Source organism: Acinetobacter sp. YH12140 (assembly GCF_013418475.1).
Lineage (GTDB): Bacteria > Pseudomonadota > Gammaproteobacteria > Pseudomonadales > Moraxellaceae > Acinetobacter > Acinetobacter amyesii.
In genome coordinates this window covers 13,505-36,880 of record NZ_VPBZ01000003.1, presented here as the reverse complement: position 1 = coordinate 36,880, position 23,376 = coordinate 13,505, and the positions used below count along the sequence as shown (strand labels likewise).

Here is a 23,376-nt window from a genome sequence, read left to right as displayed (position 1 = left end):
TGAACTAATCTTAATAGGCTTTTACATATATTTAGTTGATAAGGAGTAAATATGGAGTTGCAATACAAATTTTCAGAGGATGAATTTCTCGTATTATGCCAAGAAAATCTTGGGCGGGAAAAAACAACAGTTTTTGAAGATTTATATGAAGCTCTTATTCACTTTTTTAGTACTCCGGATTCAATCTCAATAACTGAAATAAAGCAGAATTACACATTTGGGTACTATGATGATCACTTATCACTGAAAGAGTATATAGACAAAGGGAAAATGATAATCCCTTATCTTCAATTTGAGCTAATCAGTGATAAGGACATAGATCTGGATGTTACGGAAGTTAAACTACCTTCATTTATTATATTGTGTGATTTCCTTTATGGAGGAGGAATAACTAGGAAGTACAATATTAAAAATACAAAAATGAAAACCAAAAACAAAACATCAATACAGCTTCTTTCCGTTGAATTTCCACAAGCATTATTAACTAAGCTTTATTCACGAATGACACCACCAAAAAGTTTATTACCATCAAAATTAGGCTTTTATGAGTGGCGGCAGACTTTCTATAACAAAATGACGGGAGAAAGTTTCTTTTGCTCATGTTTTAAGGATGCTCTTGCCCAAAATCAGATTGGGTTGGCTGTACGCCACACTCACCTTAAAAATGCGTTAGAACATAAATCTGTTAAAGTTTCGATTTGCCATATCTGCACCAATACCAATTCAGATTTAATCTATTGCCACAAAATGTATGGCTCGGCTTTTAAAGCTAAATATGGCGCTTACATTGCTAAATACGCATTTCAGGAAGGTATCAGTGAAAGGGATGCGGAAAACCATATTAGAGAGTTAAAAGGTGTTGCACGTATAGGTGAAAGGTGGGTTAATGAAACCTTATTATTTAACTATATCAATCTGCTATTTCCTCAATACACGGTTCAAAGAGAAGCATCACCAAGTTGGTTGAATAGACAAAGGTTTGATGTCTATATCCCTGAGCTAAATTTAGCGATTGAGTACCAAGGGCAACAGCACTATCTTGCTGTCAACTTATTTGGTGGAGAAGAAGGTTTAAAAAGAACAAAGCAAAGGGATAAGGAAAAGCTTCAACTCAGTAAAGCAAATGGAGTGGATATTATCTATTTTAGCTACAAAGATAATTTAACTGAAAAATTAGTACAAAATAGACTTAAAAACTATCTTAAAGAACCTCTATAAACGTGTATTTTTAATCATGGATATAGATGATAAAAGCCGTTATTTGAGCTATTTATTTATAAAAAACCCCGCACTTAGCGGGGTTTTTTAATTAAAATATAGATTAAGCATTTTCACGAGCAATTGCACGGTAACCAATATCTTTACGGTATTGAACGCCGTCAAACGTTACTTTTTGGCACAGCTCTAAAGCTTTCGCTTGCGCTTCGCCAATGGTGTTGCCTAGCGCAGTCACACAAAGCACACGACCGCCAGCAGTCACAATGTCACCATTCTCAAGTGCTTTTGTACCCGCATGGAATACTTTCGCATCAGCCATTTCAGTGTCTAAACCTGAAATTACATCACCATTGCTTGAAGTTTCAGGGTAGCCACGTGACGCAAGTACGATACCTACAGTCTTACGCTCATCCCAATCTGCTTCTTTTGGTAAGTTACCTGCAATACCAGCTTCAACAAGGTCAACTAAAGATGATTTTAAACGCATCATAATTGGTTGAGTTTCAGGGTCGCCAAAACGGCAGTTGAACTCGATCACTTTAGGCTGACCTTGTTCATCAATCATTAAACCTGCGTATAAGAAACCTGTATACACGTGACCGTCTTTTTTCATACCTTCAACGGTAGGACGCATCACTTCATTCATGGTTTTTTCAAATACGTCAGCAGTCACAACAGGCGCAGGAGAGTAAGCACCCATACCACCAGTATTCGGGCCTTGGTCGCCTTCAAAGATACGCTTGTGATCTTGAGACGTTGCCATTGGCAAAATGTTGTCGCCATCAATCATACAAATGAAAGAAGCTTCTTCACCTGCAAGGAATTCTTCGATTACTACGCGTGAGCCAGCATCGCCAAATTTGTTGCCTGCAAGCATGTCATCAATCGCATCAAATGCTTCTTGATTGGTCATGGCAACGATCACGCCTTTACCCGCAGCAAGACCATCTGCCTTGATTACGATTGGTGCACCATTTTTTTCAACAAATGCTTTTGCTGCATCTACTTCTGTAAATACATCATAGAACGCAGTAGGAATGTTGTGGCGCTTAAGGAAGTGTTTGGCAAATGCTTTTGAGCCTTCAAGCTGCGCAGCAAACTTCGTTGGACCCCAAATTTTTACACCCGCTTCACGACAAGCATCCACCACACCATTGACTAGTGGTGCTTCTGGGCCAACCACGATTAAATCAACAGCATTGTTTTTAGCAAAGTCGATAATCGCAGCATTGTCTAAAATATTTAGTGCAACATTTTCGCATTTATTTTCAGTTGCAGAACCCGCATTACCCGGTGCTACAAATACTTTTGCGACTTTGTCATCTTGCGCGATTTTCCATGCCAATGCATGTTCACGACCGCCATTACCCAAAACTAAAATATTCATCGGTTCATACTCCATGAATCGAAAATGACATAAAGTCCTCAACCTGAAAGCAGGAGAGGACTTTATGCAAGATTATAAATCTAGTGTATTAAGCAAAAAACTGTGCTTAATTGTCATGATCAAGTCGCCAACTTAGTGACGGAAGTGACGCATGCCAGTGAAGACCATTGCAATACCAGCTTCATCAGCAGCAGCAATCGTTTCTTCATCACGCATAGAACCACCCGGTTGGATAATGCATTTGATACCCGCTTTCGCAGCGTTATCAATGCCATCACGGAATGGGAAGAATGCATCAGACGCCATTACCGCACCTTCAACCACTAAACCAGCATGTTCAGCTTTAATTGCAGCAATACGAGCAGAGTTTACGCGGCTCATTTGACCTGCGCCAACACCAATGGTTTGACGGCCTTTCGCATAAACAATAGCGTTAGACTTAACGTATTTCGCAACTTTCCAAGCAAAGATCAAGTCATCAATTTCTGCTTCAGTTGGCGCACGTTTAGTCACAACTTTAAGGTCATCTTTCGTGATCATGCCTAAGTCTTGGTCTTGAACCAACAAACCGCCATTCACACGTTTGTAATCTAACTGAGCTTTACGTTCAGTAATTGCAGGAAGCTCGCCGCATACGAGTACACGTACGTTTTTCTTCGCGCCAGTCACTTCAAGCACGCCTTCAGCAACGCTTGGAGCAATGATCACTTCAACAAATTGACGGTCAACAATGGCTTGCGCAGTTGCAACATCTAATTCGCGGTTAAATGCAATGATGCCGCCGAATGCAGATTCAGGGTCAGTTGCATAAGCAAGGTCATAAGCCGCTTTGATGCCGTCTAGAGAAACTGCAACACCACATGGGTTCGCGTGTTTTACGATGACACATGCAGGCTTAGCAAATGATTTTACACATTCAAGTGCTGCGTCAGTGTCTGCGATGTTGTTATAAGATAATTCTTTACCTTGAAGTTGTTTCGCAGTAGAAACAGATGCTTCAGTTGCTGTGTCTTCTACATAGAAAGCAGCAGATTGATGCGGGTTTTCACCGTAACGTAAGTCTTGAACTTTGTTCAATTGAGTATTGAAAGTACGCGCAAATTTATCTGCTTGACCTTCTTCCTTACCTACGCGAGCGCCTAAGTAAGATGCAATCATGCCGTCATACTGTGCAGTATGTTCAAATGCTTTAACTGCAAGGTCAAAACGAGTTGCATGTGATAATGCGCCTTCAGCTTTAAGCTCAGCAACGACAGTTGCATAATCAGCAGCATTTACCACGATACCAACCGATGCATGGTTTTTCGCAGCAGCACGAACCATAGTCGGACCACCGATGTCGATGTTTTCAATCGCATCAGCAAGTGAGCAGTTTGGTTTTGCAACAGTTGCAGCAAACGGATAAAGGTTAACAACTACAAGATCGATTGCATCGATGTTGTGTTCAGCCATCACAGCTTCGTCTAGACCGCGACGAGCTAAGATACCACCATGAATTTTCGGATGTAGCGTTTTTACACGGCCGTCCATCATCTCTGGGAAACCTGTGTGCTCTGAAACTTCAACTACGGCAACATTATTGTCTTTCAACAATTTGTATGTTCCGCCAGTAGATAAAATTTCTACCCCTAGAGCAGCAAGTTCTTGTGCAAATTCAACAATTCCAGTCTTGTCAGACACAGAGATTAAAGCGCGTTTAATAGTCATGATCTTCGTCACAGTTTTCAAGGAACAGATTAAAACAAAATTAGCAAAATGCAGGTCAAAAAAAATGCCTGCGGAAGCCGCAAGCATTTTATCATTTATTCACTCATTAAACCGTGAGCTTTCAACTTTTTACGTAAAGTACCACGGTTTAAGCCGAGAATCTCAGCAGCGCGGGTTTGATTACCACGTGTATATTCAAGAACTACAGATAGAAGAGGCTTCTCCATTTCCGCCAGCACCATATCGTATACCTGAGATGGTTGCTCGCCTTGCAATTGTGCAAAGTAATGGCGAACTGCGCGATCTACGTGAATACGAAGAGCGACATCAGATTGTGCAGTAAAAATAGGAGATTTGCTATTCATGCGAATTAATCCGAAAAATCAAATATCACTTGGGTAAAGTGATTTGTTAAAAGTGGTCTATAAACTTGAATGAACTCCGTTTTAGTTCCTAATGCGGAGTTCTAAAACTTGTACATTACTTGTAGCTTGACACAACTCGCAAAATTGTTCGAAAAATAAGCGTAACAATAGATTAATAATTGTTACAGCCTAAAAAACAAACAAAAAATCTACTCAATACGCAATAAATATTAAAGCGCACGGTTGGGATTGTATTTGTTGTGAAAAATTAGCGAGGAGTTTGCAGCACAAAGCTTTCGTGGCGCGTATCATACCATTGTCTAGGAAAAAGTGAGCAAGAAAACTGCATTTTTTTTATGTTTTTTTTACTTTTTTAATAGTTTTTTCCAATATTAGGGGCGAATCAACTCAATTGAATAATTATCGAAGCTCTTGCGTGCAATTGGTAGACTAAATTGGAACTTAAAAGGACTACTTTTTGGGATCCGTTGGATGCCATGCAGACTTTTGTCCAAATACTCTTCAGGTAAAAGCGTATAATTTGCTATTTCAGTACCATTTTCTTTTAGTGAAATTTTCATATTGGGTAAGGCAAGGCTACGGTCATGAAAATTGATCATTTCACCTGTAAAACGTGTTTCATTATTTCCAATGCTACGAATTTTGACTTTTTTGGTACTAATTAAACTGTAATGTTCTTCGAGACGTGAACAATTGAATACATCACAGACCGCAGTAAATGCAGCACCCATCACTGGACTATTTTTTAAATATTGAGGATTGAACCAGAAAAACTGGAATATAAGTGCACCAAATAAGAAAGCATTAATACAGAACCACATAAAATAATTCAGTGGGGTACGTTTTTTATCCTTTTCAGCCTGTTCTGCCCAATTTACTGCAGGAAGGTTGCCGATAGGCTCGGTACTGAAATAATTTAAGTTATTTAAATAAGTTTTTAGATCGATATTAGAGTTTTCGACTTTTTGATCAAATAGTTTTAATAAATGGTGGGTTGGTGTTTCTTCAACAGTCACTGGCGTAAGCGTATTATTAAATTCGCTGACATTAATAATAGTATTGGTATTTTCTTGCGGTGCATTTTCTGGCTCAGGGGTAGAAAAAGACAACGCTTTATCTACCACCAAATGAGACAGTGCATTAAAAGATGTAGAGCACTTTGGGCAACAAACCATGCCCTGAGCGACAGTAAGCTGCGGAACAGTTACTTTATATGTTGTAAAACAAGTAGGGCAGTTAGTTAATTTGTCGCTCATAAGTACACATTTTAAATTTTAATACTGTTGGCGTTTACCCGAAATTCGGCACCATGTTTCGTCACGTTTTTCTACGTCTAATATATCAAAAAATTCAGAATAAACACTAGAAACATCAGAAACTTGCTCTTCAATTACACCTGCAAGTGCGAACTCTCCCTCAGATTTAATTAAAGTTGAGAATTCTGCAGCCAAGGCCATTAGAGGGCCTGCAAGAATATTGGCAACAAACACATCGGCTTTTTGTCCAGCAAGCTCTTGGTTGAACTCTTCAGGTAGGCCTACATACAGATTTTCGAGTACACCATTTAATTCGGCATTTTGTTGTGTTGCTAAAACCGCTTGTGGGTCAATATCAGTGGCATAAACTTTTTTTGCACCCAAAAGTAAAGCGGCAACACCTAAAATACCAGAACCACAACCGTAGTCGATTACGATTTTATCCTTAAGATCAACTTTACCTAACCATTGTAGGCATAAGAATGTTGATGCATGGTTGCCAGTACCAAATGCCAGACCTGGGTCTAGTTTGATGTTTACGGCGTCTGCTTCTGGCGCTTCCATCCATTCTGGGACGATCCAATATTTCTCACCAATTTGAATAGGCTCATAGGCATCCATCCATGTGCGTTCCCATTCTTGGTCTTCAATGAATTCGCTACGCATTGGCGCATCAGGAAGTTGAGCTTTAATAAATGTTTCTAATGCAGCAACATCAATTTCTTCATCATCTTCTTGTGCATAGATACCAGTAACGATCACTTTATTCCAAAGAGGTGTTTCACCTGGAAGTGGTTCAAGTAAATCCTGATTTTCTGCATCATCTAGCGTGACACTGACTGCACCTAAAGAGCTGAGCAGTGTTTCAGTGTAATCAACTTGAGCTTTTTCAACAGTAATATGAATTTGTAACCACTTCACGGACATAACCTAAATGAGTTTTATAAAAAGCTATTGTAACGGAACTCGGCAACTTGCAGCTAGCCATTATCAAAATTGACAAAAAATAAAAGGATGCACGTGGCATCCTTTTAAGTTTTCAGCGACTTAACTTTTAATTGTTTCGGTCGTTGTTGTCGAGATCGGTGCAAAACGTGTAATTAGGAAGCCAAATACAGCGGCAAAGATGTACATAAAGATTGAATATACTGCCGCAGGCATTGCAACTGCAGAACTGGCCATCACTGTTAAGGCGATGGTCATGGCCAACGTGCTGTTATGAATGCCGATTTCAAATGCACATGCACGTGCCTGAGCACTATTGATGCCGAAAAGTCTTGGAACAAAATAACCGATACATAAGCTGAAAATACAGAATAGAACCGTTGCTAAGCCAACTTGGGTTAGATAAGCCCCAATATTATGTCGTTCAGAGTAAATAGCACCGATAATAATTAAGATGAGAAAGACCACAGCAAAGATGCGGAGTGGTTTATGCAGTTTCTCAGTCAGTTTAGGTGCATAGTGACGAAGCAGCATACCTATACAGACTGGGATGATAATGATGCCGAAAACTTGGAGGATTTTTCCAAACTGTAGACTGATTTGTTGCCCTTCTTGCATGAAGTGCATGATCGAAAAATTCACGATCAATGGAAGGGTTAATGCTGCAATGACAGAGTTGATGGCGGTCAGGGTAATATTTAAAGCCAAGTCACCTTTAAATAGATAGCTAAATAAGTTAGCTGTGCTACCACCAGGTGAGGCTGCGAGTAGCATCAAGCCGACAGCAAGCAGTGGTGGTAATGCTAACAGTTTACATAGTAGAAAGGCGATACCGACAAGCAACACGAGTTGGCAAAATAATGCGATCAACACGGCTTTAGGATGTTTGGTGACACGTGCGAAATCTTTGGGGGTAAGTTCTAGCCCAAGCCCGATCATAATAAAGGCCAGTGCTAATGGCAAAAGAACCGTAATAATTCCAGAATCCATCGTATTTATTCTCCTTGAGCATATTTAATGGTTTTTCACCAAAGTCCTTATGGTGATTGCGTTTGAAAAATAGTTTAGGTTTTCACTTGTTGAATTAGGTGGCTGCCACGGCGCGTCAAAATAAAACCAAATAAGGTCGCCAATAAATACATAAAAATAGAATAAACACCGGCAGGTATCGCCACTGTGGTGTTTTCAAGCACACTCAGTGCGATGGTTAGGGCGATACTGGTGTTATGAATGCCAATCTCAAAGGTACACGCACGTGCCTGCTTTTCCGGTACACCTGCGAGGAACGGAATTAGGTAACCCAAAAATAAGCCACTGAAACAGAGTAAACAGGTCGCAATGCCGACGCTGGCAAAATACGTAATGATGTTGGATTGTTCACGCAAAACTGCGAGTGTAAAGATAAGAATTAATAAGAAAATAGACAACATTCGCATCGGTTTGTTGATGTGATACGCAATGGTCGGAAAGGAGTTGCGAATAAACATACCGAAACATACCGGTATCAAAATAATCAAAAATACATGGGTGATCTTATCGATAGGCATGCCAATACTGGTACTTTCACCAACAAAATGCAAAATGGATAGATTGACGATAAAAGGCAATGTAAAGCACGAAACAACTGAGTTGATGGCTGTTAAGCTAATGTTTAATGCAACGTCACCTTTATATAGGTAGCTAAAAAGGTTAGCAGTGGGGCCGCCGGGTGAAGCCGCAAGCAACATGAGCCCGACCGCGAGTAAAGGGGGTAACTCCAGCAACTTACACAGGAAAAAAGCAATACTGGTCAGTAGAATAAGCTGAGTAAATAAAGCGATGAAAATAACTTTTGGATAGCGTCCAACGCGTAAAAAGTCTTTGACTGAAAGTTCAAGCCCCAACCCCATCATCATAATGGCTAAAGCAATGGGTAGAAAAAAAGCAAATAATCCCGAATCCATGGAATTTCCTGATATTTTTATCCTTATAGTTTTTTGAGTTTATCTAAGTTTGATAAATAAGCAATAAATAAAAGCGAGTAAAAACTGATGTTTTACCCGCTTTATTTTTGATCTGTTAATTGGTCGATATTTTCATTGACAACTGTTTATTTAGGACGAGGGGGAGTGAACCCTAAAGCACATTTTCCTTTAATTTCTTGTCCATTAATCGTTGCAGTAGTGGCTTTTGCATCTGCACTGCATGTGCTTAATAATTCGGCTTCTTCGCCATGAAGATTTGCATTTTTGGACGAGCTAAAAAATTGTGGTTCGCAGGTACCATTCCAGATAATACCGCGATAGGCAAATGAAACTTGAGCGCCTTGGCTTTTACCTTTACAGACTTGTTGATATCGCTGTGCATCATACACTTTCTCAACTTTATCATTGGCTGAGGCAGCAAGTGGTGATAAACATAAACCGCATAAAACCGTGGATAGCAAAATATTCTTATTCATGCTTATAGTCCTTATGATTCTCATGGGATCTATAACAGAATAAAAAATCATCAGAATAAAACAACAATCTTCGAGTAACATTTGCTTGAGAAATGTATATTTTTATGTGGAATATGCAAAGTATGTATGTTCTAAAGAAATATATAGGCACAAAACAGTAGCCAATAACAATAAAATCGAGTTAATCAGTCAACTTATCGGTGAATTTTTGCTATAATCTTCCGTCATCCTTTTTTAATCTCCTTTACCACTATGCATTATCCTAAAGTTTACGATGTCATTGTTATCGGCGGCGGTCACGCGGGTACTGAGGCAGCTCTTGCTGCGGCACGTATGGGTCGACAGACTTTACTCTTAACTCATAATATTGAGACTTTAGGGCAGATGAGCTGTAACCCAGCCATTGGTGGTATTGGTAAATCACATTTAGTACGTGAAATTGATGCGCTTGGCGGTGCTATGGCATTGGCTGCCGACAAAGGTGGTATTCAATTCCGTATTTTGAACTCACGTAAAGGTGCGGCTGTTCGTGCGACACGCGCACAGGCTGACCGTATTCGTTATAAAGCTGCGATTCGTGAAACCTTAGAAAATCAAGCGAACTTGGATATTTTCCAACAAGCAGCTGATGACCTTATTGTTGAAGGCGATACCGTTAAAGGTGTAGTCACCCAAATGGGTATTCGCTTTGATGCGAAAACTGTTGTATTGACTACAGGTACATTCCTAGGTGGTGTGATCCACGTAGGTCTAAATAATGCTTCAGGCGGTCGTGCGGGCGATCCTCCTTCAATTTCATTGGCTGCGCGCCTTCGTGAATTGAACTTACCTGTAGGTCGTTTAAAAACTGGTACACCACCACGTATCGATGCGCGATCAGTTGATTTCTCTGTAATGACGCCACAGCCGGGTGATTTCCCATCTCCGACTATGTCGTTCATGGGTGATGCGTCGATGCATCCTGAGCAAATCAATTGCTATATCACACATACCAATGAGAAAACTCACGATATCATTCGTGGTGGCTTAGACCGTTCACCAATGTATACCGGTGTAATTGAAGGTGTAGGTCCACGTTATTGCCCATCGATTGAAGATAAAATTCATAAATTTGCAGATAAAGATTCGCATCAAGTGTTCTTGGAACCTGAAGGTTTAGACACACATGAGCTTTATCCAAACGGTATTTCAACTTCTTTACCATTCGATGTTCAGTTTGAATTGGTTCGCTCGATTCGTGGTATGGAAAATGCGCACATTTTGCGTCCAGGTTATGCGATTGAGTACGATTATTTCAATCCACAATCATTGAAATTCTCTTTAGAAACCAAATCGATTAATAACCTGTATTTTGCAGGTCAAATTAACGGTACAACGGGTTATGAAGAAGCGGGTGCGCAAGGTTTGCTTGCAGGCTTAAACGCAGCACGTCGTGCATGGGATCAAGAGCAATGGACACCAAAACGTGATGAAGCGTACATGGGTGTATTGGTTGATGACTTGATTACTCTCGGTACTAAAGAACCGTACCGTATGTTTACTTCGCGTGCGGAATACCGTTTGATGTTGCGTGAAGACAATGCGGATCAGCGTTTAACTGCAATTGGCCGTGAAATGGGTCTTGTGGATGATGCGCGTTGGGATTCGTTCTGCCAAAAAATGGAAGCTGTTGAAACTGAAAAAGGTCGTTTACAACACCTTTGGGCAGCGCCAAACAATCCACTAGGCAAAAAATTCGTTGAAATGACTGGTGATGACCTGTCTAAAGAAACCAATGCAATTGATTTGTTAAAACGTCCAAATATCAACTTTGCGCAAATTGCTGAATTGACTGGTTCAGAAGTTTCAGCATTTGTTGGAGAGCAAATTGAAATTGCTGTGAAATATGCGGGTTATATTAACCGTCAGCAAGAAGACGTTGCGCAAATGAAACGTTTGGAAGATACACGTATTCCTGCTGATTTTGATTACGATGTCGTTTCTGGTCTTTCACGTGAAATCACCATGAAGCTGAAAAATGTATTGCCTGAAACATTGGCACAAGCAAGTCGTATTCCAGGTGTAACACCTGCGGCTGTTCAATTGGTGATGATTACGATTCGTAAGAATAACCAAGCGAAAAAATCTGCATAAGATTTTGAGTTAAATAAAAAACCCGCTCAGTTGCGGGTTTTTTATTGCCAATAAATTATTGGCTGTTGGTATTTGATCGGATTAAATGAATATTTTGAGCATCATTAGTTTTAGCTATGGTTTGATTATTAAAATCTTTCATAAACATAAGTGATTGATAATTAATTATAAATACAAAAAATAAGATCTTAAAACTATTGATATACAAAGTTTTAGGTCTTAATGGTGGGCTTTTGGTCGTGTGAATTCCGACCTTTGTAGTGGTATTTATTCTACCCAATAAAGCCGAAACTTCAGGGCATGGCGTACAAGTGGGTTTACGCTACATGAATGGAGTTCGATTATGGCAAATCAACAATCGGGAAAAATGCAAAAATTTCTAACGGTATTTTTGTGTTTCTGGGTAGCATTTTTTGAAGGTTTTGACCTACAAGCACCCGGTATCGCAGCAAAAGGAATCGCAGCGACATTTTCCTTAGATCAAGTGCAAATGGGCTATGTGTTTAGCTTGGGTGTATTTGGTATGTTATTTGGCGCGTTCTTTGGGGGGCGTGTCGCTGACTATTTGGGACAGAAGAAAGTCCTGATGCTGTCGATTTTTATCTTCGGTGTATTTATGTCGATTACGGCAGTTGCACCAAGTATTGAAATTTTATATATCGCACGATTCTTTACAGGTTTAGGTTTGGGTGCTGCGATGCCAACGATGATCTCGGTGGTGGGTGATGAAGCGACGGATGCTAACCGTGGGCGCTTAAATAGTTTGATGTACTGTGGCTTACCCGTAGGTGCAATCTTTGTTGCTGGCTTGGGTATTGTCTTTAAAGATATCTCATGGCATACACTATTTTTAATTGGTGGTTTAACGCCTTTAATCTTGATTCCATTCATGGCGATTATCTTAAAAGATAAGCGTACAGAAAAAGTTCAGGCAGAAACCAAGGAAACGGTTCCACCGATGGGGCAAATCCTTTTTGCTGAACAGCGTTATAAGTATACATTGCCGCTTTGGCTGAGTTTCTTCTTTACCTTAATGGTGAACTATATTCTGATCAGTTGGTTGCCTAACTTGCTTATGGAACAAGGGCTGGAAAAGCAACAAGCTTTCATGATCATGTTGATGTTCCAAGTGGGCGCAGTGATTGGTACGCTGGGTTTAGGCTACTTGCTGGATCGCCTAAAATTATGGCAAATGGCAGTGATTATCTATTCAGGTTTGTTTGTGGCATTGTTTGTGCTGTTTACAACAAATTCCATTCCTGTACTCATTGCTGCAGGCATCATGGGCGGAATTTTCTCTACAGGTGGTCAATCGATTTTGTATGGGATCTCTCCAATTTTCTATACACCAGCTGGGAAAGTGACAGGTGTGGGAAGTGCAATTTCATGGGGACGTTTGGGTGCAATGACAGGTCCATTACTTACAGGCAAGATTTTGGCGCTAGGTCTAGGAACGACAGGTATTTTAATTGCAAGTGCGCCGGGTATTGCTTTGTCGGCTATCGCGGTGGCTGCATTATCTGCCTATAAGTCATCCCTTAAGAAATAATCGAAATCAGTCAAATTTAAAGGAGCTACGGCTCCTTTTTTATTGAATAAATATCTTTAGCTGAAACTAAGTTTTGTTAGAATAAATCTAATATTTATGAATAAATTTACTTCTATGTCTTATCAATTGATCGAACTTGATATTTCTCCTTCAGATAACATTCAGTGTCCACATTGCCAGCAGCAAGTGATTGATTGGTCAGAAGAGCAGTATGTGCAGCCATGTGAGCATGTGCTGTTTATTGCAATGGATATTGGTTTTGAGTTTATTACCGATGAATTTGAGCAAACTATGCAGCATACAGTCGATGACTTGCATGCTAATGATGATCAGTATCATATGTTTACTGAAATTACCTCCTCGAGCTTCCCTGAGTTTCTCATTTATAAGTCTGATTTAGGGGTGGAAGGTTATTCACGTTATGTTGGCTTTACGGCATAAAATATTGCTAAAAAATCTCAAAATAAAAAAGCCAGTCAAGTGACTGGCTTTTTTAATGAAAATCAGAAAATTAACTTTCTAATTCTTCTTCGACATCATCTTCGGCACTGTCCATACCAAGTTCTTTGAGTTTACGGGTTAAAGTGTTGCGACCCCAACCTAAAAGTTCTGCTGCATGGCGCTTACGCCCACGTGTTTGCTGTAGTGCAGCATTGATGAGGGTGCGTTCAAACATTGGTGTGGCAATGTCGAGAATTTTCATCTCACCGTTTTTCAGTTTTTGTACGGCCCATTGACCAAGTAATTCATCCCAATGATGCACACCGATGCGATCAATCCCTTGAGCAGAAGGGTTGCCATCTGTACCTTGAATTGGAATCTGTTTTAATTCAGAAGGTAAATCTTCTGGATAAACTTCACGGCCTGTGATCATAACCGTTAACCAACGACAGGTATTTTCAAGCTGACGCACATTACCTTGCCATGGCAGTTTTTGCATGTATTCTTGCGTTTCAGGACGCAGAATCTTCGGACTTACCCCAAGTTCTTTACCTGCACTTGCAAGGAAGTGTTGTGCAAGCATCGGAATATCTTCACTACGATGTGCAAGTTTTGGAATATGAATACGAATCACGTTTAGACGGTGGTACAAGTCTTCACGGAAGCGACCTTCATGTACTAATTTTTCTAAGTCTTGGTGTGTCGCTGCAACGATACGGACATCCACCTTGACTGGGATGTGACCACCGACTCGGTAGAATTCGCCATCCGCTAAAACACGCAGTAAACGTGTTTGGGTTTCAAATGGCATGTCACCAATTTCATCAAGGAAAAGAGTCCCGCCATTGGCTTGTTCGAAACGCCCTTGACGCTGTGTGTTGGCACCGGTGAACGCTCCTTTTTCATGACCAAATAATTCAGTTTCGATCAAATCTTTTGGAATTGCTGCCATGTTGAGGGCAATAAATGGCTTATTGCCACGTGGTGAGTGTTTGTGCAACGCATGCGCAACCAATTCTTTACCCGTGCCTGATTCACCATTAATTAATACAGTAATGTGTGATTGAGAAAGACGACCAATGGCACGGAAGACTTCCTGCATAGCAGGTGATTCACCAATAATCTCTGTAGATTGAATCGGTTGAATGGTTTTAGCAGATTCTTGTTGTTGTAATTTGGCAATATGCAAAATTGCACGGTTTACAAGTGCTAAAGCTTCATCAATATCAAAAGGTTTTGGTAGATATTCAAATGCACCCGTTTGATAGCTCGACACAGCAGATTCTAAATCTGAATGTGCTGTCATGATGATCACAGGTAAGTCAGGGTAGTTGCCTTTGACTTTACCTAAAAAGGTCAGTCCATCAATACCCGGCATACGGATGTCTGTCAAAATAACATCTGGCGCATCGACACTTAACTGATCTAAAGCGGATTGTGCTTCTTCAAAACTGGTAACATCAAAACCTTCTTCTTTGAATGTTTTTTCCAGCACCCAACGCATGGCGCGATCATCATCGATGACCCAAATCTTATTACGCGACATGATCTGACTCCCAAGGTAAATATAGGCTAAATACTGTTTTTCCAGGAACTGATTGGCATTCAATCATTCCGTTATGTTGATGCATAATATTTTGTGCAATGCTTAGACCGAGACCTGTGCCTTTCGCTCGTCCTGTCACTAAAGGGTAAAATACGGATTCTAATATTTCTTGTGGGACACCCGGTCCATTGTCCTCGATGTCAATGCGCACCGCAGAACGTTTTAATACACCGTTGATGGTGACTAAACGTTGAATACGTGTACGCAAGGTGAGTTCTGGTTGATGCTCAACAAAGAACTCTTTATTTTCCGTCATTGCCTGAACGGCATTAACACTGATATTCAGCATGACCTGAATCAATTGATCACGATCTGCGAAAACATCCGGTAAAGAAAGGTCGTAATCACGGGTGATCTTAATTTTCTTCTTGGTTTGGTTGACGATCAGTGAACGGACACGTTCAAGTGGTTCATGCACATTGACTGGCTCGTAACTTGGCAATTGTCTTGAACCCAGCATGGTGTCAGCAAGATTTCTTAATCGATCCACTTCACTAATAATAATGTCGGTGAATTCACTGTACTTCGGATCATTTAAGCTACGCGCTAAAAGTTGTGTCGCCCCACGGATACCACCGAGTGGATTTTTAATTTCATGAGCAACACCACGAATCAGTTGTCGTGCAACTTGATGTTGTTGAATCAGGTTTTCTTCTTTAGAGATTTTCAACATCCGGTCGATTTGATTCAGTTCAATCAATAGCAACGGGTGGTAGGGTTTGCCAGAGTTGAGCTGTGACACAGTGTAATCGACATGAATGTCTTTAAAGTTGACATTAATCGTTGCTTCTCGGCGCGTATAGTGTTGACCAGAAGTTAATGTATTCATTAATGCATCATGCGTATTGAATTCATCATCGGGCATATGGAGTAAATTTAATACAGGCTGACCTGATGCACGAAGTAAGCTGATGTCAAAAAGCGCTTCACAAGATGAATTTAAATAAAAAATATTCAGGTTGCTATCGACCAATAAAATGGCAGTGGTTAAATTATCCACTAAAAGCCGGTAATCAATCGTCATAGTCTGATCCATTAGCGAGAGGTTCCTGTCTTAAAATGGCGCAATGGCATCTTCATAAAGCAAATCGTTCAATCTAATAAGGTTCGAATTGATGCAAGTTATGCAAGATATAAGCCAACTATTTGAGAAATACGCTAAGTTTTGATGCTTATTTGAATAAATGCGCTTATTTAAGACTTTAAATAAAGTGTATAGCCGATTAAAAACAGGCTGTAAATATAAAATGCATTAAAATGGTGCAAATGAAATTATATGGATGAATTTATAGCATTATTTTGGTGCGTGATATAAAGAGTGGTCTTTTCACCTGTTTTTATGTTTTGAAAAGACATACAATACGCGGATTATAGTGGAGCGCAGATTCATGAAATCCCCCAAAGTCGGTTTTGTTTCTTTAGGTTGTCCTAAGGCATTGGTAGATTCCGAACGAATTTTAACTCAGTTAAAGACTGAAGGTTATGATGTAGCATCAGATTATGATGGTGCCGATTTAGTAGTTGTAAATACCTGTGGTTTTATTGAATCTGCAGTACAAGAGTCGCTAGATGCCATTGGCGAAGCGATGAGTTCAAACGGTCGCGTAATTGTGACTGGTTGTTTAGGTAAAGACGAAGACAAAATTCGCCAAATGCACCCAAATGTCTTAAAAGTGACAGGTGCTGCGGCATATCAAGAAGTGATGGAAGCTGTGCACGAATACGTGCCTGAGCCACCGAAACACAATCCGTTTATTGATCTAGTACCTGAACAAGGTATTCGATTAACACCAAAACATTATGCTTATTTGAAGATTTCAGAAGGTTGTAACCATCGTTGCACATTCTGCATTATTCCGAGCATGCGTGGTGATTTGGTTTCTCGTCCAGTAGGTTCAGTATTGACTGAAGCTCAAGCGCTGAAAAAAGCAGGCGTAAAAGAAGTCCTTGTGATTTCTCAAGATACATCGGCTTATGGCGTAGACACCAAATACAAATTGGACTTCTGGAACGGTCAGCCCGTTAAAACCAAATTCTATGACATGTGTGAAGCATTGGGTCAATTGGGTATCTGGGTGCGTCTGCACTATGTATATCCATATCCACATGTGGATGCTGTGATTGACTTAATGGCACAAGGCAAAATCCTGCCGTATTTGGATATTCCATTCCAACATGCAAGTCCTAAGATTTTAAAACTCATGAAACGTCCTGCGCACAGTGAAAATACACTAGAGCGTTTAAAAGTTTGGCGTGAGAAATGTCCTGATCTTGTGATTCGTTCTACATTTGTTGTGGGCTTCCCGGGTGAAACTGAAGAAGACTTCCAAATGTTGCTTGATTGGTTAAAAGAAGCGCAGCTTGATCGTGTGGGTTGTTTTACTTACTCACCAGTTGAAGGCGCGACTGCAAATGATTTGCCAGATCATGTGCCTGAAGAAATCAAACAAGAGCGTTATGAACGTTTCATGCAAGTTCAGCAAGAAATCTCTGCTGCGAAATTGCAAAGTCGTATCGGTCAGAAAATGACAGTACTGGTGGATGATCTTGAAGAAGAGTTCCCAGTTGCTGTTGCGCGTTCTTATGCAGATGCACCTGAAATTGATGGTAATGTTTTTGTTGAAGATATCGATAAGTCAGTGATTAAAGCAGGTGATTTACTTGAAGTAGAAATCACAGATGCAGATGAATATGACTTATTTGCAAAACTAATCTCGGTTAAGTCTGCTTAAACGATTCATTAAAAATAATTGAAATTAAATAATTCGGAGTTGATGATGCTTGATTCTAAAAAACCACGTTTTGGTCGCATCCTGCTTAAGCTTTCAGGTGAAGCTTTAGCGGGCAATAAAGAGATGGGTATCGATGCACAAGTGCTCGATCAAATGTCACTCGCAATTGCGCACCTTGTTGGTTTGGGTGTTCAAGTGGGTATCGTTGTCGGTGGTGGTAACCTTTACCGTGGTAGCCAATTACAAAAAGATGGTTTGGTTGGGCGTGTAACAGGTGACCAAATGGGTATGTTGGCGACTGTGATGAACGGTTTGGCGCTTCGTGATGCTTTGGTGCGTCGTAATATCAAAACTCGTCTAATGTCGGCTTTACCCATTGGTGCAGTAGTTGAATCATATTCTAGCCGCGATGCAATTCGTCATTTAACTCGTGGCGAAGTATGTGTATTTGTCGCAGGTACGGGTAACCCATTCTTTACGACAGATACAGCAGCATGCTTACGCGGTATCGAGATTGAAGCCAATCTTATCCTTAAAGCGACGAAGGTTGATGGCGTATACAACAAAGATCCAAGTAAATATGAAGATGCAGTGAAATACGATGCATTAACATTTGACCAAGTTTTAGATGAAAAACTGGGTGTGATGGATTTAACTGCGATCTGCTTATGCCGTGACCACAACGTTCCACTTCAAGTATTTGATATGAACAAATCAGGTTCATTACTTTCAGTGGTAATGGGTGAAAAAGAGGGTACTCACGTTACTAACTAATGTACGTGGGCCCTAAAGCTCTTTATACTACAAGCTATTTTAGAATTTACATCTTTTCGAATTAAGTTAGGAAGATCACATGATTAACGATCTTAAAAAAGACGCAGAAGACCGTATGAATAAATCTCTAGATTCTCTAGAGCATGGTTTTGCCAAAGTTCGTACAGGGCGCGCGCACCCATCAATTTTAAATGGTGTTATGGTTCCTTACTATGGCTCTGATGTGCCATTAAACCAAGTGGCGAACGTGGGTGTAGAAGACTCTCGTACTTTACTTGTTCAGCCTTTTGAACGTTCAATGGTTGCTGCAATTGATAAAGCAATCCGTGAATCTGACTTGGGCTTAAACCCGATTACTGCTGATGCGATCCGTGTTCCTATGGCTGCATTAACAGAAGAAACACGTAAAGACATGCAGAAAATTGCACGTAACGAAGCTGAAAATGCAAAAGTTGCGATCCGTAACATCCGTCGTGATGTTTTGGGTGATATCAAAGCATTGTTGAAAGAAAAAGAAATTTCTGAAGATGATGAGCGTCGTGCAGGTGATGACATTCAAAAAATCACAGACAAATTCGTTGCTGAAGTTGAAAAACGTCTGGCTGCAAAAGAAGCTGAATTGATGAAGGTCTAAGCTTTAATGACCTCATCTGAAGAAACTTCCCGTCTTCCAAAACATGTTGCCATCATTATGGATGGCAACAATCGTTTTGCCAAAAAGAATCAAATGCAAAAAGGTGAAGGGCATCGTTCTGGAAAGGACATCCTAGATCCCATCGTTGAACATTGTCGTAAAAGAAATATCCAAGCACTGACGGTTTTTGCTTTTTCGAGTGAAAATTGGAATCGTCCTCAGTTTGAGGTTGATTTGTTGATGGCTCTTCTTGAAGAAACCATTCATGAACAGTTGCCACGCATGGAAAAATTTAACATTTCCCTACGTTTTATTGGTGATCGTTCTCGTTTATCTCCTAACTTACGTGACTTAATGTTGCAAGCTGAAGAAAGGACTGCTAATTTCGACAGCATGACTTTAACTATTGCAATTAGTTACGGTGGTATGTGGGATATGACACAGGCTGCAAAAAAAATCGCAGCAGATGTTTTAACTAACAAAATAAATCTTGAAGCAGTGGATGCTGAAGTCTTTGGTCAATATGTCAGTTTAAGTGATCTACCTCCGGTAGATTTGTTAATTCGTACAGGTGGTGATTTCCGTCTCTCGAACTTCTTGCTTTGGCAAGCTGCTTATGCAGAACTTTATTTTACCCAGACATTATGGCCTGAATTTACCATTGAAGAATTTGATGACGCACTAGCAGTATTTGGTGGTCGTGAACGTCGTTTTGGTAAGACCTCAGAGCAGATTCAACAAGAGCAGTTTGAGAATAAATAAATGTTAGAGCGGATAATAACCGCATTGGTACTGGTTTCAGTTGTATTGAGTTGCATGTTTGCAACCGAGTCTAAATACCCAATGCTTGTGCTGATGATTATTGCATCAGCTGTCGCGGGTTATGAGTGGTTTAAACTCATGCCGCGTAATACACAAAATGTGATTAAACCTTTCGCTTGGGGCTATGGTCTAGTCACTGCTATTCTTTCAGCACTAGCATTGCATTTTACTGATGTTGCATTACTGCTTTGGGCAGCTTCAATCTTTACTTGGATCTTGAGTGTATATTGGGTGAAGTCTTATCCTGAATACGACAACTGGTATAACCCAAGTCTGAGTGGTATTGGTTTAGTCTTAGTTCCTGCTGCGGTAACTGCTATTTTTTCTGTGTGGATGAACTCACCTTGGTGGCTCATGTATCTGTTCCTGTTGGTATGGGGTGCAGACAGTGGTGCATACTTCGTGGGACGTAAATTTGGTAAGAAAAAACTTGCACCAGATGTGAGCCCAAATAAATCGATCGAAGGTTTATATGGCGGTCTATTCACTGCAATGCTAATTGTTATTGTTGTTGAAATTATTTATCTTGATTTAAGTATCGCTGAACATATTTTATTTTTAATACTTTCAGTAATAACAGTATTTAGTTCAGTACTTGGTGATTTATTTGAATCGATGATCAAGCGTCGTGCAGGGATCAAAGATTCTGGTCGTATTCTTCCCGGACATGGTGGTGTGCTGGATCGTATTGACTCGTTGCTTGCTGCAGCACCTATCTTTGCGGCAGGTATGTATGTTTTAAAATTAATTGGCGTAGATTTATAGATGTCACAATCTGTTTGTATATTGGGTGTAACAGGATCCATTGGTCAAAGTACTTTAAAGATTCTGCAACAGCACCCCGAAGAGTATTCAGTTTTTGCAGTCACTGCACATAGCCGAATTGTTGAACTTGTCGAAATATGCAAACAATATCGACCGAAAATCGCAGTTGTTCCATTCAATAAAGTGGATGAACTGCGCCAATTACTCGTAGCTGAAAAATTAACTGATATTGAAATCCTGCATGATGAAGAAGGATTAATCGCAGTAGCAGAACATCCACAGGTTGATGTGGTCATGGCAGCTATTGTGGGTGCGGCAGGGTTGCTACCTACATTGGCTGCTGCGAAAGCGGGTAAACGTGTCTTACTCGCAAATAAAGAAGCGCTGGTGATGTCGGGTGACATCATGATTCAGACTGCACGTGAAAATAATGCTTTGTTGTTGCCAGTCGATTCTGAACACAATGCAATCTTCCAATGCTTGCCTGAAACTTATCTACAAGGTGAGCGTCATGGTCAGCCAAAGCTGGGTGTCAAACAAATCTTACTCACCGCGTCTGGTGGTCCATTTTTGCATCATAGTTTAGAACAATTGCAAAGTGTAACGCCTGCCCAAGCCTGTAAGCATCCAAATTGGTCGATGGGGCAAAAAATTTCTGTTGATTCTGCAACGCTGATGAATAAAGGCTTGGAATTGATCGAAGCCTGTCATCTTTTTGCAGTTGAAGAACAATTTGTAACAGTTGTTGTCCATCCACAGAGTATCATTCATTCAATGGTTCAATATGTAGATGGTTCGACTTTGGCGCAAATGGGTAATCCTGATATGTGTACGCCTATTGCTCATGCATTAGCATGGCCGAAGCGTATTCAAACACATGTGCCTCCATTAGATTTATTTATTCATTCTCAGTTAAATTTTGAACAGCCTGATATACAGCGATTCCCAGCGCTAAAATTAGCACGTCAAGCCATGAAGGCTGGAGGCTTAGCTCCTACGATTTTAAATGCAGCCAATGAAATCGCCGTGGCAGCATTTTTGCATGAGAAAATTGGCTTTACTCAAATCCCTCAAATTGTGGAACATGTGTTGGTGAAAGTTGAAAACTCAGCTGCAAATAATATTGATGTTATTTTGCATGCAGATAAATCGGCACGTATGGTTGCTGAAAAAGCAGTATTGAATTCAGGAAGTTAAGACATGAATGCCTTGTTTATGATTATTGCAGCAATATTGCTACTTGGACCGTTGATAGCGATTCATGAATTTGGGCACTATTTCGTTGCACGTAAACTGGGCGTAAAGGTTTTGGTTTATTCGATTGGTTTTGGCCCAACACTGCTCAAGTGGACGTCGAAGAAATCTGGTATTCAATATCAACTGTCTGCATTACCACTGGGTGGTTATGTCAAAATGTTGGATGAACGCGAAGGTGATGTCGCAGCAGAAGACTTACCAAAAGCATTTAACCGACAACACCCTTGGAAACGTATTGCAATTGTTGCGGCAGGGCCACTCATTAACTTGGCTTTTGCAGTAGTGTTGTTTTGGATTTTATTTTTACCAGCTCAGGAACAGCTCAATACGCGCGTAGGTAAAATTTTACCGAATACGCCTGCAGCAGCTGCGCAAATGCAGTCTGGTGATAAAATTACTGCCGTAGATGGCACTCAAGTATCCACTTGGGAGCGCTTGAATTATGCCTTGGTTGATCGTGTAGGTGAAACTGGCAATATTCAAATTCAAGCTGAACGAGCAGGGCAAATTCAAAACTTCAGTTTACCGATTCAAAGTTTCTTACGTGATCAAACTCAGTCACCACTCGATGTTTTAGGTTTTACACCGTATCGTCCTGAAATTCCTGCAGTGGTTTCAAAGCTTAGTGAAGATGGTGCAGCAATACGCCAAGGGATGCAGGTGGGTGATCGAATTGTTTCGATCGATGGCGTAAAAATGAAAGACTGGTTTGATGTTGTACAAGTTGTACAAGCTTCTCCAGAAAAGTTACTTAAAATTGATGTTTTACGACAAAATAAAATTGTGCATTTAAGCGTGATGCCGCAAGGTAAGCGTGACCAAATGGGTAAAGTCACAGGGCTTTTAGGTGTACAAAGTGATCCGGGTAAAGTCAATATTCCAGCCGAATACAAACAAACCATTCAATACACGCCTGTAGAGGCGATGGGCAAAGCGGTAGAAAAAACAGGTCAGATATCTAGTATGATCCTGAATTCTATTGTAAAAATGGTGCGTGGTTTGGTTGGTTTAGATAATTTATCTGGTCCGATTACTATTGCGAAAGTGGCTGGACAAAGTGCTGAAATGGGGTGGCAAACCTTCATTTCATTTATGGCACTGATGAGTGTAAGTTTGGGTATTTTAAATTTACTACCGATTCCTATGCTCGATGGCGGTCATTTAATTTACTATTTTATTGAATTAATTCGTGGTAAACCTGTTTCTGAACAAATACAATTGGTTGGATTAAAAATTGGTATGGTATTGCTGGGTAGCATGATGCTACTGGCTCTATTCAATGACATTATGCGTTTATAAGAACGTTATACGAAATAAATTAACA

At 40.3% G+C, this 23,376-nt stretch carries 21 protein-coding genes; 11 read left to right on the top strand and 10 right to left on the bottom strand.

Features of this window, described 5'->3' with window-relative positions; genetic code table 11:
* Positions 1-51 precede the first annotated feature (51 nt).
* Positions 52-1,218 (top strand): hypothetical protein, encoded by a 1,167-nt coding sequence (locus FTU75_RS03840; protein WP_180010138.1) that lies wholly within the window; start codon positions 52-54, stop codon positions 1,216-1,218.
* Positions 1,219-1,321: 103 nt separating this feature from the next.
* Here FTU75_RS03840 and purD read toward each other — a convergent pair whose 3' ends face one another.
* The 8 genes from purD to FTU75_RS03800 all read right to left on the bottom strand — a co-directional run bounded on the left by purD (position 1,322) and on the right by FTU75_RS03800 (position 9,339).
* Complete coding sequence (gene purD, locus FTU75_RS03835; protein WP_180115189.1) at positions 1,322-2,605, bottom strand: phosphoribosylamine--glycine ligase; 1,284 nt, start codon at positions 2,603-2,605, stop codon at positions 1,322-1,324.
* A gap of 132 nt (positions 2,606-2,737) precedes the next feature.
* Positions 2,738-4,312, bottom strand: coding sequence for a bifunctional phosphoribosylaminoimidazolecarboxamide formyltransferase/IMP cyclohydrolase (purH, locus tag FTU75_RS03830; RefSeq protein ID WP_180115188.1), 1,575 nt, complete (start codon positions 4,310-4,312; stop codon positions 2,738-2,740).
* Between the two features lie 95 nt (positions 4,313-4,407).
* On the bottom strand, positions 4,408-4,677 hold the full coding sequence (gene fis / locus FTU75_RS03825; protein ID WP_001086304.1) for a DNA-binding transcriptional regulator Fis: 270 nt from the start codon (positions 4,675-4,677) through the stop codon (positions 4,408-4,410).
* Between the two features lie 392 nt (positions 4,678-5,069).
* Positions 5,070-5,954 (bottom strand): DUF3426 domain-containing protein, encoded by an 885-nt coding sequence (locus tag FTU75_RS03820; protein ID WP_180115187.1) that lies wholly within the window; start codon positions 5,952-5,954, stop codon positions 5,070-5,072.
* A gap of 18 nt (positions 5,955-5,972) precedes the next feature.
* Positions 5,973-6,875, bottom strand: a complete 903-nt coding sequence (gene prmA, locus FTU75_RS03815; protein WP_180021694.1) for a 50S ribosomal protein L11 methyltransferase — start codon at positions 6,873-6,875, stop codon at positions 5,973-5,975.
* A 126-nt stretch (positions 6,876-7,001) separates the two neighbouring features.
* Entirely contained in the window at positions 7,002-7,889 is an 888-nt protein-coding gene (locus FTU75_RS03810) for a bile acid:sodium symporter family protein (RefSeq protein WP_180115186.1), read from the bottom strand.
* A gap of 74 nt (positions 7,890-7,963) precedes the next feature.
* Positions 7,964-8,842 (bottom strand): bile acid:sodium symporter family protein, encoded by an 879-nt coding sequence (locus tag FTU75_RS03805; protein ID WP_078188732.1) that lies wholly within the window; start codon positions 8,840-8,842, stop codon positions 7,964-7,966.
* 146 nt (positions 8,843-8,988) lie between these two features.
* Positions 8,989-9,339: a hypothetical protein gene (locus FTU75_RS03800; protein WP_078188731.1), complete on the bottom strand. Its 351-nt coding sequence runs from the start codon at positions 9,337-9,339 to the stop codon at positions 8,989-8,991.
* Between the two features lie 252 nt (positions 9,340-9,591).
* Here FTU75_RS03800 and mnmG point away from each other — a divergent pair, with 252 nt between their 5' ends.
* The 3 genes from mnmG (at position 9,592) to FTU75_RS03785 (ending at position 13,462) form a co-directional block, all read left to right on the top strand.
* The gene (gene mnmG / locus FTU75_RS03795; RefSeq protein ID WP_180003879.1) at positions 9,592-11,472 is read left to right on the top strand and encodes a tRNA uridine-5-carboxymethylaminomethyl(34) synthesis enzyme MnmG; all 1,881 of its coding nucleotides are present in this window, start codon (positions 9,592-9,594) and stop codon (positions 11,470-11,472) included.
* Positions 11,473-11,815: 343 nt separating this feature from the next.
* Complete coding sequence (gene mhpT, locus FTU75_RS03790) at positions 11,816-13,021, top strand: 3-(3-hydroxy-phenyl)propionate transporter MhpT (protein ID WP_180010134.1); 1,206 nt, start codon at positions 11,816-11,818, stop codon at positions 13,019-13,021.
* Between the two features lie 114 nt (positions 13,022-13,135).
* Positions 13,136-13,462: a hypothetical protein gene (locus tag FTU75_RS03785; protein WP_180115439.1), complete on the top strand. Its 327-nt coding sequence runs from the start codon at positions 13,136-13,138 to the stop codon at positions 13,460-13,462.
* A 70-nt stretch (positions 13,463-13,532) separates the two neighbouring features.
* On the opposite strand, the gene glnG is transcribed toward FTU75_RS03785, so the two are convergent.
* Both glnG and glnL read right to left on the bottom strand, forming a co-directional pair.
* Positions 13,533-15,008 (bottom strand): nitrogen regulation protein NR(I), encoded by a 1,476-nt coding sequence (gene glnG / locus FTU75_RS03780; protein WP_180115185.1) that lies wholly within the window; start codon positions 15,006-15,008, stop codon positions 13,533-13,535.
* Positions 14,998-16,104 carry a nitrogen regulation protein NR(II) gene (gene glnL, locus FTU75_RS03775; protein WP_078193537.1) on the bottom strand — a complete coding sequence of 369 codons (1,107 nt, stop codon included), beginning with the start codon at positions 16,102-16,104 and terminating at the stop codon, positions 14,998-15,000. The genes glnG and glnL overlap by 11 nt, the downstream gene beginning before the upstream one ends.
* A gap of 352 nt (positions 16,105-16,456) precedes the next feature.
* Here glnL and rimO point away from each other — a divergent pair, with 352 nt between their 5' ends.
* The 7 genes from rimO to rseP all read left to right on the top strand — a co-directional run bounded on the left by rimO (position 16,457) and on the right by rseP (position 23,351).
* Positions 16,457-17,800: a 30S ribosomal protein S12 methylthiotransferase RimO gene (rimO, locus tag FTU75_RS03770; protein ID WP_111883759.1), complete on the top strand. Its 1,344-nt coding sequence runs from the start codon at positions 16,457-16,459 to the stop codon at positions 17,798-17,800.
* Positions 17,801-17,845: 45 nt separating this feature from the next.
* Positions 17,846-18,574, top strand: coding sequence for a UMP kinase (pyrH, locus tag FTU75_RS03765; RefSeq protein WP_078193535.1), 729 nt, complete (start codon positions 17,846-17,848; stop codon positions 18,572-18,574).
* A gap of 79 nt (positions 18,575-18,653) precedes the next feature.
* Positions 18,654-19,208, top strand: a complete 555-nt coding sequence (frr, locus tag FTU75_RS03760; RefSeq protein WP_111883758.1) for a ribosome recycling factor — start codon at positions 18,654-18,656, stop codon at positions 19,206-19,208.
* Positions 19,209-19,214: 6 nt separating this feature from the next.
* A complete protein-coding gene (gene uppS, locus FTU75_RS03755) occupies positions 19,215-19,970 on the top strand; it encodes a polyprenyl diphosphate synthase (protein ID WP_180115184.1) in 756 nt (251 codons plus the stop codon).
* Positions 19,971-20,795, top strand: a complete 825-nt coding sequence (locus FTU75_RS03750; RefSeq protein ID WP_078188722.1) for a CDP-archaeol synthase — start codon at positions 19,971-19,973, stop codon at positions 20,793-20,795.
* Positions 20,796-21,992, top strand: coding sequence for a 1-deoxy-D-xylulose-5-phosphate reductoisomerase (gene ispC, locus FTU75_RS03745; RefSeq protein WP_180115183.1), 1,197 nt, complete (start codon positions 20,796-20,798; stop codon positions 21,990-21,992).
* Positions 21,993-21,995: 3 nt separating this feature from the next.
* Positions 21,996-23,351 (top strand): RIP metalloprotease RseP, encoded by a 1,356-nt coding sequence (gene rseP / locus FTU75_RS03740; protein ID WP_078193531.1) that lies wholly within the window; start codon positions 21,996-21,998, stop codon positions 23,349-23,351.
* Positions 23,352-23,376 lie beyond the last annotated feature (25 nt).